Here is a 12,993-nt window from a genome sequence, read left to right on the forward strand (position 1 = left end):
CGCCGGGCAGAAAACGGCGGCCCGACCCCCTTAGGGGCCGGGCCGCCGTCGTCCGCTGGAAGCCGGGAAAGAACCGGAAGTGCTACGCCTTCGCGCGGGCGTCGAGGTCCGCCTGGAGGAACGCGTCGAAGCCCTGGTTCTGGGAGTCGGCGAGGCCCCACTGCTTGCCGTCCACGATCGCGGTCGGAGTGCCGGAGACCCCGCTCGAGAGGGCGAGCTGTGTCGCATATTTGACCCACGGCCGGTACGTCTTGTCATCGACGCACTTCGAGATGTCCGCGCCGAGACCCGAGGCGATGTCCTTGAGCTTCTGGTCGGAGAGGCCCGCCGAGCCTTCGGCCGGCTGCTGCTTGTAGAGCTCGGCGAAGAAGTCGGCGTACTTGTCCGGGTTCGAGTTCGCGACGCACGCCGCTGCGGCCGCGGCCCGCGACGAGTAGTTCGTCGTCGAGTTCCGGTCGAGGAACGCGATCGGACGGTATTCGAGCGTGATCTGCCCCGCGTTGCGCAGGTCGGTGAGCTTCTGACCATACGTCTGCTCGAACTGGTTGCAGATCGGGCAGATGAAGTCGACGTACACGACGACCTTCGCGGGCTGTCCCTTGGGCGCCGCCTCGATGCCGGGCGCGTTCGCGGCCTGGCCCTGGGTCGGCTGCACGCTCGGGGTCGGAACGCTCGCGACGTTGACATTCGCGGCCGGCGCCGCGGCCACCGAGTTCCCCTTCGTGAGCGTGATGCCGCCGTTGGAGTTCATGTTCGCGGGGCTCGGCCCGCTGTCCGCGATCGGGGCGTTCTGGCGCATCGTCGTCGTGATGACGATCGCGACGATCGCGATGACCGCCACGAGCGCCACGACAACACCCCAACGGACCAGAAGCTTGTTCCGCTTCTCCTTCTTGAGCTGTTCCTCGCGGATCAGACGGGCCTTCTCGCGGGCAGCAGCGGTGCGCTCCGACTTCGTGGGGCGTGGTGAATTGGAGGGGCTCATCCGTTCCTCGTGTCAGTTCGCGGCGCGCCGAATGCACGCCGATCGCGGCGACGGGGACAGTGTATGCCAGCACGCACACCCAGCCCTGTCAGGGTTCTCCATTGGCCGCAACGAGCAGCCCCGGGCGCGGGTTCCGGAATGACGAGAATTGGTTGAAGGTCACACGGAAGCCATTGCTCGGACGGCGGCGGAAAGCTCGCCCTCACGGCGCGAATTTGCGGTTCCATGACCCCCTCCCCCAGCCCTCCCCGGTAGGGTGGGAGCAGACCCCAGCGGATTCGAGGTGGCACGAAGAGTGGCCCAGCACACTGAACGGACAGCACCGGAGACGAAGGCCCACGGCGGCAGGACAGGCGGCTCGTACGACTTCCTCGTCGTCGCCAATCGCCTGCCCGTGGACCGGGCGGAGGCGGGGTGGAAGCGCTCGCCCGGCGGCCTTGTCACGGCGCTCGCGCCGATCATGGAGAAGTCCGACGGCGCATGGGTCGGCTGGGTGGGCTGCCCCGACGAAGAGGTGGAGCCCTTCGAGCACGAGGGCATGACCCTTATCCCCGTGGGCCTTTCCGCCTCGGAGATCGAGCTCTACTACGAGGGATTCTCCAACGCGACGCTGTGGCCGCTCTATCACGACGTCATCGCCCCGCCCGAGTTCCACCGCGCGTGGTGGGACGCGTACCGGCGCGTCAACGAGCGCTTCGCCGTCGCCGTCCTCGCACGAGCTGCAGAGGGCGCGACCGTGTGGATTCAGGACTATCAGCTCCAGCTCGTCCCGGCGATCCTCCGCGAGCGCCGGCCTGATCTCAAGATCGGCTTCTTCAACCACATACCCTTCCCCCCGCCGGAGATCTTCTCCCAGCTTCCGTGGCGCCGCCAAGTCCTCGAGGGCCTCCTTGGCGCGGATCTCGTGGGCTTCCAGCGCTCCAACGACGCGCGGAACTTCGCGCGTAGCGCCCGGCGATACACCTCGGCGGGGGGCAACGGCGCCCATATTCTCGTCGGGCCCGAGCAGCGCTCCGTGCGGGCCGAGGCCTTCCCCATCTCGATCGACACGCAGCGGATCTCCGACCTCGCGCGGCGTCCCGAAATCCAGGAACGCGCAAGGCAGATCCGCCACGACCTCGGCGACCCGAAGACGATCATGCTCGGCGTCGACCGGCTCGACTATACGAAGGGGATCAGCCATCGCCTCAAGGCGTTCGAAGAACTCCTCACGGAGGAACGTATCCAGGTCGGCGAGGTCACCTTCATCCAGGTTGCGAGTCCGAGCCGTGAACGGGTCGAGCACTACCGTCACCTCCGCGAAGAAATCGAGGGTACGGTGGGCCGCATCAACGGCGCCTTCGACACGCTTCAGCACACGGCGGTCCGCTACCTCCACCACAACTATCCAGTCGAGGAAATGGTCGCACTGTACCTCGCGGCGGACGTCATGCTCGTCACGGCCCTTCGCGATGGCATGAACCTCGTCGCGAAGGAATACGTCGCGGCACGCTTTAATGGCACCGGTGCGCTCGTGCTGAGCGAGTTCGCCGGCGCGTCGGACCAGCTCAAGCAGGCGCTCCTCGTCAATCCCCACGATATTGCCGGGCTCAAGGACACGATTGTCGCGGCCATCGAAATGCCACGAGGCACGGCGAGCCGCCGCATGAAGGCGATGCGCCGCCAGATTATCGTCCACAATGTCGAAGAGTGGTCAGCCACGTTCCTCAACCGACTCGCGGAGGTCACCCATGGCTAGCACTGGCGTCCCCGAAGACCTGCGGATCGCGCTCGAGCGGCTCGCCGCCGTCGAACGCCTCCTCGTGGCGCTCGACTTCGACGGCGTCGTCGCCCCCATCGTCGAGCGCGCCGAGCAGGCGCGCCCGCTTCCCGAGACCGCGACGGCGGTCGCGGAGCTCGCGGGCCTCGCGGGGACGTGGACGGCGTACGTCTCGGGAAGGTCGCTCGCGAGCCTCGTCGAGGTGGCGACGCCCGACGCACGGACGCTCCTCATCGGGAGCCATGGCGCCGAGGTGCGGCTCGGCGGCGAGGAGCACCCCGTGGTCCTCGACCACGATCAGCAGGAGGCTCTGCACGCGCTGCACATCGCCTTCGCCGAGGTCGCGTCGCAGGCGCCGGGCACGTGGGTCGAGGAGAAGCCCGCGGGCCGCGTCCTCCACACGCGCCAGGCGGACGCCGAGGTCGCGGAGGCAGCCGTCGGCGCGGCGCGCGAGCGCCTCGCGTCGCGCCGGGACGTCTTCCTCAAGACGGGGAAGCAGGTCCTCGAGGGCTCGGTTGTGCACGCGACGAAGGGCGAGGGCATTTCCTTCCTGCGGCAGGTCACCGAGGCGGACGCGCTGCTCTTCGCGGGCGACGACGTCACGGACGAGGACGGCTTCCTCGCCTTGGACGACGGCGACGTCGGCATCAAAGTGGGCGACGGCGAGACCGCCGCGGGCTTCCGGGTCGCAGACCCGCGGAACATCGCCGAGGCGATGGCCCTCCTCGTGAGCCTTCGGGCCGAGCTCGGCGCCCAGCGGACGCCGTGAGCGGGTCGTCACACTTTTGGAACAACGTGTGACGCATGCCATACTCGATGGGTGAGCCCGGGAACAGACCCCGCGGCTTGCCCTGTGCCAGAATCGGCGATGCCAGTCTCGGCAGCCGCACGCGGCACACAACTGAACAACATGAACCATTCACAACGGATCGTCCGGCACGTACCTGCCGGTGAAGGGAAAAGATTACTGTGGCAACAGTGACGTTCGACAACGCGACCCGCCTGTACCCGGGCACCGACAAGCCCGCGGTCGACAAGCTCAACATCGAGATCGCAGACGGCGAATTCCTCGTTCTGGTCGGCCCCTCGGGCTGCGGAAAGTCCACCTCCCTCCGGATGCTCGCTGGCCTCGAGGACGTCAACTCGGGCCGCATCCTCATCGGCGACCGCGACGTCACGGACGTCCCGCCGAAGGACCGCGATATCGCGATGGTGTTCCAGAACTACGCCCTGTACCCGCACATGACCGTCGCGGACAATATGGGCTTCGCCCTCAAGATCGCCGGCGTCTCGAAGGAAGAGCGCGCGCAGCGTGTTCGCGAGGCCGCCAAGCTCCTCGACCTCGAGCAGTACCTCGACCGCAAGCCGAAGGCCCTCTCCGGTGGCCAGCGCCAGCGCGTCGCCATGGGCCGCGCGATCGTCCGCAACCCGCAGGTCTTCCTCATGGACGAGCCGCTCTCGAACCTCGACGCCAAGCTCCGCGTCCAGACCCGCACGCAGATCGCGTCGCTGACCCGCCGCCTCGGCGTCACGACGGTCTACGTCACGCACGACCAGGTCGAGGCCATGACCATGGGCGACCGCGTCGCGGTCCTCAAGGACGGCCTCCTCCAGCAGGTCGACACCCCGCGCAACCTCTACGACAAGCCGCAGAACGTCTTCGTCGCTGGCTTCATCGGCTCCCCCGCGATGAACCTGCTCGAGCTCCCCGAGGTGGACAACGGCGTGAAGTTCGGCGGCACGGTCTACCCCGTGGCGCGCGATGTCCTCGCCGAGGCCTCGGGCAGCACCGTGACCCTCGGCGTCCGTCCCGAGGACCTTGAGACCGCGCCGCAGGGCGAGGGCCTCGAGGTCGAGGTCGACGTCGTCGAGGAGCTCGGCGCCGACGCGTATGTCTACGGCCACACGAACCTGGGCGGCCAGAACCACGACATCGTCGCTCGCGTCGACGGCCGCCGTCCTCCGCTCAAGGGCGACAAGATCTGGGTCCGTCCGCAGCAGGGCCACGTGCACCTCTTCGACACGAAGACCGGCCTCCGCCTCTCGGCCTGACCAGTCCAGGACACCTCAGCTGTGCCCGCCGGTTCCCCGGCGGGCACAGCCGTTTTCCCCGGAAGCGCTTACCCCTGAAATGAGCACGATGAACGGCGCCAATTGGCAGGACGAGCCGACCGACTACGAGATGCTGGGGAAGCTCCCCCGCACAGAACCGCTCCCTGAGCCGCCGCCCGCGAACGTCAAGGGATCCCTCAGCATCACGGCGGCCGCGGCCGACCCCGAACTCCTCGACCTCCCGTGGCACATCGCCCTCGAGAAGTGGCCCGAGGAGTACCTCGCCGCACTCCCCCGCGGCATCTCGCGCCACATCGTGCGCTTCGCGAAGCTCGGCCGCTCGGTCATCGCCGTCAAGGAGACTGGCGAGCACATCGCCCGCCACGAGTACCACATGCTGCGACGCCTCCAGCGGCTCGACGTCCCGTGCGTCGAGCCCGTCGCCGTCATCCGCGATCGCCAGACGCCGGACGGCCAGCCCCTCGACCCCGTCCTCGTGACGCGGCACCTCAAGTTCTCGCTCCCCTACCGCGCGCTGTTCTCGCAGACGCTCCGCAAGGACACTCTCACGCGCCTCATCGACGCGCAGGCCCTCCTGCTTGTTCGGCTCCACCTCATCGGCTTCTACTGGGGCGACGTCTCGCTCTCCAACACACTCTTCCGCCGCGACGCGGGCTCGTTCGCGGCGTACCTCGTCGACGCCGAAACCGGCGAGCTGTACCCCGATCTCTCGACCGGCCAGCGCGAATACGATCTCGAGATCGCGCGCGTCAACATCGCGGGCGAGCTCATGGACCTCCTCGAGGGCGGCCTCATCGATTCCGAAGTGGATCCGGTCGCGACGAGTGAACGCATCATGGAGTCCTACCGCAACCTGTGGGCCGAGCTCACGGAGAAGGAATCGTTCGAGCTCGGCGAGCGCTGGCGTGTGAGCGCGCGCATCCGCCGCCTCAACGAACTCGGCTTCGACGTCGAGGAATACGCGATCAAGACGACGCCGGACGGCTCGACCATCCAGCTTCAGCCGAAAGTGGTCGACGCCGGGCATCACCAGAGGCGGCTCCTGCGGCTGACGGGCCTTGACACCCAGGAGAACCAGGCCCGTCGGCTGCTCAACGACATGGACTCGTTCCGGGCCGACAACTTCCCCGGCCAGGACGAGGAGATCGCCGCCCACGCGTGGGTGAGCCAGGTCTTCGAGCCGATCGTGCGCGCGATCCCCCGCGAGCTCTCGGGGAAGCTCGAGCCCGCCGAGGTCGTGCACCAGGTCCTTGAGCACCGCTGGTACATGTCGGAGAAGCTCGACCGCCACGTGCCGCTCGCTGAGACCCTCCAGTCCTACATCGATACGGTCCTCCGGCACCGCCGCGACGAGGCCGCGATCATGCTCAACCCGGACACCGCGACGCTCAAGCTCCTCGAGCCGGCTTCGGACGGCGACGACCTCGTCGATGACGAGGACGAGCTGGACGACGATGACGAGCTCGACGGCGAGGCCGCCGAAGACGAGGTCGACGACGACGGGGTCGCCTCGCCTGCCGAGGAAGCGGTCGACGTCGACTGAGGGTCAGGCGGCCGCGACCCGAGCTGCCCGCGACGCCACGGCGGAAAGCTGGACGTACAGCGTGGCCCCGACGAGGAAGCCGAGGGCCATGAGGAACGAGAGCCACCCGTTCCCCGTGAGCATCGTCGCGACGCCGACCAGGAATGTCACGGTGAGGACGACGAGCGCCCACAGCGCGGGGCGCGCCCCGACCCCGAGCCGGCGGGCCGCAAGCCACACGCGGACCGCCACGACAACGACCCCGATGCCGACGAGCGCGTGCAGGCCCAGGACGACGCCCGCGACCACCCGCGCGCCGTCGTTGTTGTCTTCGGGGCTCCCGATGAGGTTCGCGCCCATTCCGAGCACGAACATGACGGCCAGCGCGCTGAGTGCTTCGCGTGACCTGCGGAGGAGCTTGTCCGGGGAGATGGCGGATTCAGTCATGGAGGTCTCCTGCGTGGGCACTCGGGGGTGAACTGCTTCCCATCATTCTTGCCCTCGAAGCTCCCGCGGTCGTTCGGCGCTGGGAGTAAATTCGCCTACTCCCGGGGGAGCATTCAGTACACGTGCTCCGAGAGCCATTCGACGAGTGGGCGGAGCTCGGTCCAGTATCCGCGGATGCGCTCGAGCGCCTCGGGGGTACCGAGCCATTCGGGGGTGCCTAGTGTCTTCCCCGCGGTCAGCGACTTGTGCTTGAGGAGTTCGGCGCGCGGATGCTCGGCCCCGAACTCGCGCGGGACAGTCTTGAGCCGCTCGCCCTCGATGGCGAACCCGGCCGCGCGCAGGGCGTGGACGATTCCGACGAGCTCCTCGCCGGACGCGGGCGCATCGACGGCGGCCCGGAACTTGGCGACCTGCGCTGGCATCGACGCGTGGCAGCCGCCGCCCACCATGAGGCCCGTCGCGTCGAGGTGCAGGTAGTAGCCCGTGCCCTCGTCCGTCGCGGCGAAGCCTCCCTGCGACGTCTTGTACGGCGACTTGTCCTTGCTGAAGCGCACGTCCCGGTTCGGCCGGAACGCCTTGCCCTCGCCGAATTCGCCCGATAGCGCGTCCAGGAGCGCAAGCATGGGCCCACGGATGGCCCGCTCGTAGACGTCCTTGTGCTCAAGCCACCATTCGCGCGTGTTGTTCTCTTCGAGCTCGGCGTAGAACGCCGGGCCCTCGGCGGGGAATCCCTCGAAGTCGCTCATGGACAGGATGATGGCGGATCGGCAGGACTGGCCGCAATCCCTCCTCGGGCCCCCGCCCCCGTTCACGGCGTAACCGACGCGGCCGTCCTCGCGAACCGAACTATTCTGGTGATGCCGAGGGAGAGGAGGGCGCGTGGGAGTCAGCATCCGCGACGTGGCCGAAACGGCTGGCGTCTCGATGGCGACCGTCTCGCGCGCGCTGAGCGGCCGGGGCAACGTCTCGCCGCGCAGTCGCCAGCGAGTCCTCGACGCGGCGGCGAAGCTCGGGTTCGTCCCGTCCTACAACGCCTCGAGCCTCGCCTCTGGCCGCACACGGAACATCGGCGTCATGCTTCCCAGCGTGAGCCGGTGGTTCTTCTCGAGCGTTCTCGAGGGTGCGTCGAAGGCACTGCTCGAGGCGGGCTACGACCTCACGCTCTACAACACGGGCGAACAGCCAGGGAACCGGGAGAGCGTGCTCAACGACTTCCTCCTGCGGCAGCGGCTCGACGGTGTACTCGCGGTGTCGCTCGAGCTCTCCTCGGACGAGGTGGATCGCCTCATGCGGGTCAAGCGCCCGGTCGTCGGGGTGGGAGGGCCCATCGCGGGAGTCGCCACCCTCCGGATCGACGACGTCGCCGTCGCGCGCGAGGCAACGCAGCACCTCATCGGCCTCGGGCATCGGGACATCGCGCACGTGAGCGGCACGGCGGAGTTCGAGCGCGACTTCGCGCTTCCTACGAGCCGCCGCGAGGGCTTCCTCGCCGCGATGAAGGACGCGGGCCTCGAGGTCCGGTCCTCGTGGCTCGCCGCGACGGACTTCACCGTCAGCGGTGCATACTCTGCCTCGAAGCGGCTGCTCGCCGCCCCCGGCGGCCGGCCCACAGCGATCTTCGCGGCGTCAGACGAAATGGCGTTCGGCGCGATCCTCGCCGCACGCGACCTCGGCCTCCGCGTGCCGGACGACGTCTCCATTGTCGGCATCGACGGCCACGACCTCGGCCCGCTCTTCGGCCTCACGACTTTCGACCAGAACCCGCGGAAGCAGGGCGAGACTGCCGTGCACATGCTCCTCGGGCAGATCGAGGGCGACGGCGCAGCTCCCCCCAGCGCGGCGATCGAACCAGAGTTCGTGGTCCGGTCGAGCACTGCGGCGCCGAAGGCGGCCCAGCGAGGCTGATGCCGCAGCTCCTGCACGGCGCAGGGCCCGGTCATCGGGGTTACGCGAGAGGCTCGACCGAGTCCTCGGGCACGCCGAAATAGGCCGCGAAGCGCCCCAGAATGATGGGCCACTCGCTGTACTTCTCGTATTGCGCGCGACCTTCGGCACCCGCCGCCCATCCGTCGTGGGTGAACGTCATGACCGTGCCCCCGTCGGGCAGCGCATCACTCGACTCGGCGTCGGCGAAGTCGACGCGCACCCGGGTCGGCACCTCGGAGCGCCACGCGAGAGTCCATGCGAATTGGATGAACTCGCCGGGGGCTTCCTCGGCGACTGCGCCCCATACCTGCGACTCGCCGGCCTCGGACTCCTCACCAATGATGCCTTCGTCGACATACGCGTAGGTCCCGGCGCCGAAGCCCGTGTAGTTCGCGGGCCACCACAGGTGGAGATCTCCGACGAAGGCGGAGAAGACGACGTCGCGCGGGGCCGGCACCGCGAGCCGATACACGCGCGACGGCGGCGGCCCGGGGGCGGCGTCTGGCACGGCCGAGTCAGGACGATGCGAGAAGAGCGGTTCCACCTGAAGGATCCTCCGGTTCGGCGCCGAATATGGGTTGTTAAATGTCGCGAGGGCCCCACGTCGTCGTGGGGCCCTCGGGTGGTGTTGTCCGGCGGTGTCCTACTCTCCCACACCCTGGCGGGTGCAGTACCATCGGCGCTGTGGGGCTTAGCTTCCGGGTTCGGGATGGGTCCGGGCGTTTCCCCCACGCTATGGCCGCCGTAACCTTCTCTCCCGTCCCTGTGCCCCGGTGTGGGGTGGGTGGGAAGCGTTGCGGGTTGCGGTGGCGGTCCCGTGCCCGTGTGTGGGCGGGGGCCGCGTGGCTGTGTTCTGTTGTGGTGTGGTGCCCTGGGGTTTGTTGTTCGGGGACCGTGCAGTGGACGCGTAGCGAGTGTGTTGTGGTTGAGGTTGTCGGCCTATTAGTACCGGTCGGCTTCGCAGGTCTTCAGTCCCTGCTTCCACGTCCGGCCTATCAACCCAGTGGTCTGCTGGGGGCCTTCGGCACTTGCGTGCCTGGAGATCTCATCTTGAAGCGGGCTTCCCGCTTAGATGCTTTCAGCGGTTATCCCATCCGAACGTGGCCAAGCAGCGGTGCACCTGGCGGTACAACTGCCACACCAGAGGTTCGTCCGTCCCGGTCCTCTCGTACTGGGGACAGCCCTTCTCAGATCTCCTGCGCGCGCAGCGGATAGGGACCGAACTGTCTCACGACGTTCTAAACCCAGCTCGCGTACCGCTTTAATGGGCGAACAGCCCAACCCTTGGGACCTACTCCAGCCCCAGGATGCGACGAGCCGACATCGAGGTGCCAAACCATGCCGTCGATATGGACTCTTGGGCAAGATCAGCCTGTTATCCCCGAGGTACCTTTTATCCGTTGAGCGACGGCCCTTCCACGAGGTGCCGCCGGATCACTAGTCCCGACTTTCGTCCCTGCTCGAGATGCCTCTCTCACAGTCAAGCCCCCTTGTGCACTTGCACTCGCCACCTGGTTGCCGACCAGGCTGAGGGGACCTTTGGGCGCCTCCGTTACCCTTTGGGAGGCAACCGCCCCAGTTAAACTACCCGTCAGGCACTGTCCCTGGCCCGGATCACGGGCCGAGGTTGAGATGCCCAAAGCGACCAGAGTGGTATTTCAACGGCGACTCCACCGGCACTGGCGTGCCCGCTTCGCAGTCTCCCACCTATCCTACACAAGCCGCTCCGGACACCAATACCAAACTATAGTGAAGGTCTCGGGGTCTTTCCGTCCTGCTGCGCGTAACGAGCATCTTTACTCGTAGTGCAATTTCGCCGAGTTCGCGGTCGAGACAGCGGGGAAGTCGTTACTCCATTCGTGCAGGTCGGAACTTACCCGACAAGGAATTTCGCTACCTTAGGATGGTTATAGTTACCACCGCCGTTTACTGGGGCTTGAATTCTCCGCTTCACCCCACGGATGGGGCTGACGGGTCCTCTTGACCTTCCAGCACCGGGCAGGAGTCAGTCCGTATACATCGTCTTGCGACTTCGCACGGACCTGTGTTTTTAGTAAACAGTCGCTTCCCCCTGGCCTCTGCGGCCCCTACCCGCTCCGGAGAGCGCGTCTCCATCACGGTCGGGGCCCCCCTTCTCCCGAAGTTACGGGGGCATTTTGCCGAGTTCCTTGACCGCGATTCTCTCGATCGCCTCGGTATCCTCTACCTGATCACCTGTGTCGGTTTGGGGTACGGGCGGCTCGGACCTCGCGCCGATGCTTTTCTGGGCAGCATAGGATCACCCGATCCCCCCTCGCGGGGGTCCCGTCGGATCTCAGGCACGTGAACGGCGGATTTGCCTGCCGTTCGCCCTACGTCCTTGGACCAGGTCAACCATCGCCTGGCCGGGCTGCCTTCCTGCGTCACACCTGTTAATGCGCTTGCCTCGCGGCCCGGGGTCCCGCGCTCACCCCGCGCACCGCGGCCCCGAAGGGCAGCGGCGACGGGGATCCGTCGGTTAGCACACGGCCGTCCGGCATGGGCGGTCCTTCGCCGGTACGGGAATATCGGCCCGTTGTCCATCGACTACGCCTGTCGGCCTCGCCTTAGGTCCCGACTCACCCAGGGCAGATTAGCTTGACCCTGGAACCCTTGATCATCCGGCGGACGGGTTTCCCACCCGTCTTTCGCTACTCATGCCTGCATTCTCACTCGTGCGGGCTCCACCCCTCGGTCACCCGGAGGCTTCACCGCCCGCACGACGCTCCCCTACCCAGCCCCACCCCTGAACCCGAAGGCTAGGGACACATGGGGCTGCCGCGGCTTCGGCGGTGTGCTTGAGCCCCGCTACATTGTCGGCGCGGAATCACTTGACCAGTGAGCTATTACGCACTCTTTCAAGGGTGGCTGCTTCTAAGCCAACCTCCTGGTTGTCTCTGCGACTCCACATCCTTTCCCACTTAGCACACGCTTGGGGGCCTTAACCGGCGGTCTGGGCTGTTTCCCTCTCGACCACGGAGCTTATCCCCCGCGGTCTCACTGCTGCGCTCTAGTCTTGCCGGCATTCGGAGTTTGGCTGACGTCAGTAACCTGGTCGGGCCCATCGGCCATCCAGTAGCTCTACCTCCGGCAAGGAACACGCAACGCTGCACCTAAATGCATTTCGGGGAGAACCAGCTATCACGGGGTTTGATTGGCCTTTCACCCCTACCCACAGCTCATCCCCTCCATTTTCAACTGAAGTGGGTTCGGTCCTCCACGACGTCTTACCGTCGCTTCAACCTGGCCATGGGTAGATCACCCCGCTTCGGGTCTAGACCGCGCCACTGAACGCCCTGTTCAGACTCGCTTTCGCTGCGGCTCCCCCACACGGGTTAACCTCGCGACACGGCACTAACTCGCAGGCTCATTCTTCAAAAGGCACGCCATCACCGGGCAAAGCCGGCTCTGACGGATTGTAGGCGCACGGTTTCAGGTACTCTTTCACTCCCCTCCCGGGGTACTTTTCACCTTTCCCTCACGGTACTGGTCCGCTATCGGTCATCGGGTAGTATTCAGGCTTATCAGGTGGTCCTGACAGATTCACACGGGATTCCACGGGACCCGTGCTACTCGGGGACACCCGCAAGGGCACGAGAACAGGTGTTACGGCTACGGGGCTCACACCCGCTGCGGCCGGCCGTTCAAAGCCGTTCGCCTACACCCGTCCGCACCCCGGCGCGCCGGCAGGCACACCAAGCAGGACCCCACAACCCCATGCGCGCAACCCCTGCCGGGTATCGCACGCGCACGGTTTGGCCATCATCCGCGTTCGCTCGCCACTACTGACGGAATCACTCTTGTTTTCTCTTCCTGCGGGTACTGAGATGTTTCACTTCCCCGCGTTCCCCCCACACCGCCTATGCGTTCAGCGGCAGGTCACCGCACATGACATGCGGCAGGGTTTCCCCATTCGGACACCCTGGGATCACCGTCCGGTTATCGACTCCCCCAGGCTTATCGCAGATTCCCACGTCCTTCATCGGCTCCCGATGCCAAGGCATCCACCGTACGCCCTTGAAAACCTCCATGCCCACAACACGGGCACAAGAACTTCGTCAAGGAACCCCCGACCACCCCGCACACACACCCACCCCAGAAGGGCAGAGAGGCACAGGCAGGCCGGAGGCCAAAAAATAAAGAAATTGCACAGGACGACACCACAACCCGCACCCCACAAGGGGCCCGCGAAGCGGCACCGTCCCAGATGCTCGCGTCCACTGTACAGTTCTCAAACAACAACCCCCACACCCCCCGCAAGAC

At 66.6% G+C, this 12,993-nt stretch carries 9 protein-coding genes and 2 rRNA genes; 5 read left to right on the forward strand and 6 right to left on the reverse strand.

What is annotated here, in order from left to right; translation table 11 throughout:
* Positions 1–82: 82 nt before the first annotated feature.
* Positions 83–985, reverse strand: coding sequence for a DsbA family protein (locus SPF06_RS20415; RefSeq protein ID WP_323281000.1), 903 nt, complete (start codon positions 983–985; stop codon positions 83–85).
* Positions 986–1,280: 295 nt separating this feature from the next.
* Here SPF06_RS20415 and otsA point away from each other — a divergent pair, with 295 nt between their 5' ends.
* From otsA to SPF06_RS20435, 4 genes are all read left to right on the forward strand, one after another.
* On the forward strand, positions 1,281–2,723 hold the full coding sequence (otsA, locus tag SPF06_RS20420) for an alpha,alpha-trehalose-phosphate synthase (UDP-forming) (protein ID WP_323281001.1): 1,443 nt from the start codon (positions 1,281–1,283) through the stop codon (positions 2,721–2,723).
* The gene (gene otsB, locus SPF06_RS20425) at positions 2,716–3,513 is read left to right on the forward strand and encodes a trehalose-phosphatase (protein ID WP_323281002.1); all 798 of its coding nucleotides are present in this window, start codon (positions 2,716–2,718) and stop codon (positions 3,511–3,513) included. Before otsA ends, otsB begins: the two co-directional genes overlap by 8 nt.
* A 200-nt stretch (positions 3,514–3,713) precedes the next feature.
* Positions 3,714–4,796, forward strand: coding sequence for an ABC transporter ATP-binding protein (locus SPF06_RS20430; RefSeq protein WP_323281003.1), 1,083 nt, complete (start codon positions 3,714–3,716; stop codon positions 4,794–4,796).
* 79 nt (positions 4,797–4,875) lie between these two features.
* A complete protein-coding gene (locus SPF06_RS20435; RefSeq protein WP_428985810.1) occupies positions 4,876–6,360 on the forward strand; it encodes a DUF4032 domain-containing protein in 1,485 nt (494 codons plus the stop codon).
* A 3-nt stretch (positions 6,361–6,363) separates the two neighbouring features.
* Here SPF06_RS20435 and SPF06_RS20440 read toward each other — a convergent pair whose 3' ends face one another.
* Both SPF06_RS20440 and SPF06_RS20445 read right to left on the reverse strand, forming a co-directional pair.
* Complete coding sequence (locus SPF06_RS20440; protein ID WP_323281004.1) at positions 6,364–6,786, reverse strand: hypothetical protein; 423 nt, start codon at positions 6,784–6,786, stop codon at positions 6,364–6,366.
* A 113-nt stretch (positions 6,787–6,899) separates the two neighbouring features.
* Positions 6,900–7,532, reverse strand: a complete 633-nt coding sequence (locus SPF06_RS20445; protein WP_323281005.1) for a DUF2461 domain-containing protein — start codon at positions 7,530–7,532, stop codon at positions 6,900–6,902.
* A 133-nt stretch (positions 7,533–7,665) separates the two neighbouring features.
* On the opposite strand from SPF06_RS20445, the gene SPF06_RS20450 reads away from it, so the two are divergent.
* Complete coding sequence (locus tag SPF06_RS20450) at positions 7,666–8,691, forward strand: LacI family DNA-binding transcriptional regulator (protein ID WP_323281006.1); 1,026 nt, start codon at positions 7,666–7,668, stop codon at positions 8,689–8,691.
* A gap of 40 nt (positions 8,692–8,731) precedes the next feature.
* On the opposite strand, the gene SPF06_RS20455 is transcribed toward SPF06_RS20450, so the two are convergent.
* The 3 genes from SPF06_RS20455 to SPF06_RS20465 all read right to left on the reverse strand — a co-directional run bounded on the left by SPF06_RS20455 (position 8,732) and on the right by SPF06_RS20465 (position 12,761).
* Positions 8,732–9,256, reverse strand: coding sequence for an SRPBCC family protein (locus SPF06_RS20455; RefSeq protein ID WP_323281007.1), 525 nt, complete (start codon positions 9,254–9,256; stop codon positions 8,732–8,734).
* A gap of 86 nt (positions 9,257–9,342) precedes the next feature.
* Positions 9,343–9,459: ribosomal RNA gene (gene rrf / locus SPF06_RS20460) — 5S ribosomal RNA — on the reverse strand.
* 175 nt (positions 9,460–9,634) lie between these two features.
* Positions 9,635–12,761 (reverse strand): 23S ribosomal RNA (locus SPF06_RS20465).
* Between the last annotated feature and the right edge of the window lie 232 nt (positions 12,762–12,993).

Source organism: Sinomonas terricola (genome assembly GCF_034931225.1).
GTDB classification, from domain to species: Bacteria; Actinomycetota; Actinomycetes; order Actinomycetales; family Micrococcaceae; genus Sinomonas; species Sinomonas terricola.

Coding starts and splice junctions, on each gene's coding strand:
- SPF06_RS20415 (WP_323281000.1), bottom strand. CDS start 985: ATGAGCCCCTCCAATTCACCACGCCCCACGAAGTCGGAGCGCACCGCT.
- otsB (WP_323281002.1), top strand. CDS start 2,716: ATGGCTAGCACTGGCGTCCCCGAAGACCTGCGGATCGCGCTCGAGCGG.
- SPF06_RS20435 (WP_428985810.1), top strand. CDS start 4,876: ATGAGCACGATGAACGGCGCCAATTGGCAGGACGAGCCGACCGACTAC.
- SPF06_RS20440 (WP_323281004.1), bottom strand. CDS start 6,786: ATGACTGAATCCGCCATCTCCCCGGACAAGCTCCTCCGCAGGTCACGC.
- SPF06_RS20445 (WP_323281005.1), bottom strand. CDS start 7,532: ATGAGCGACTTCGAGGGATTCCCCGCCGAGGGCCCGGCGTTCTACGCC.